The organism is Alcanivorax sp. HI0044, assembly GCF_001634945.1.
On sequence record NZ_LWEZ01000544.1, the window covers coordinates 1 to 817 of the forward strand.

At 58.3% G+C, this 817-nt stretch carries 2 protein-coding genes; both read right to left on the reverse strand.

What is annotated here, in order from left to right; all coding sequences use genetic code 11:
- Positions 1-480 (reverse strand): exonuclease domain-containing protein (locus tag A3730_RS06480; protein WP_063537740.1); only part of this gene is annotated, 480 nt, incomplete at its 3' end.
- A 2-nt stretch (positions 481-482) separates the two neighbouring features.
- A partial coding sequence (locus tag A3730_RS06485; protein WP_304439474.1) for a putative nucleotidyltransferase substrate binding domain-containing protein occupies positions 483-817 on the reverse strand: 335 nt, incomplete at its 5' end.

Here is an 817-nt window from a genome sequence, read left to right on the forward strand (position 1 = left end):
AGATAACTCGATGATGTCATTGGGTAAATCAAACCCCATTAGCGGGCGCAAATACCGATTGATCATGGCCACATCAAAAGCCACACACCAGCCCACCAGCGGTCGGTTGCCAACCAGTGCCAGCAGGGCATCCAGCGCATCACGCACACTTTCACCGCCTTCCAGATCCACCGGCCGCAACCGGTGAATGCGGATCGTGTCCTCCTTGAGGCTTTCCGGTGGCATCAGTTTCACATCCAGGCTCTGGCTGCTCAGCACCCGCCCATCTTTTATGACCACCGCGGCAATAGACACCAATTCAGCGGTGCGACTGTCCAGCCCGGTGGTTTCGCAATCAATGGCCACTACCTGATCGCCGTCATAGGGAGCAAACAGGTGCGCATAGGGGCCCTGCCCATGGCGGCACCGGTCACGGAATCGGCGCCATTTGCAACCGGGCCACTGCGACAACATGCTTTTCCAGCTCCAGTCACGGTTCATGTTCAATATTCCAAGTGGAAACGGCGCGACAAACGTTGCTTGAACTCGCTGACCAGATGCAACGCATCCCGCAGCAAATCCCTTTCCAGCGAAGATAGCTGCTGAACCACGATATGATTGTCCTCCACTGTTTCGTCTTCGCCCTGCAATTTGGCCAGTTGCCGGGACAACCGCAGCTCACTGAACAATTCCATGGCCTCCCCCAGGTCTTCAGCAAAGCCGGGCTCCATGGCGCCGGCGGCCACCAGCTTATCCAGACGCGCCAGGGTCGAGGTTTCCCGAATCCGGCACTGCAACGCCATGGCTCGCACGCCATGCACCAACGGGAACAGGGCGC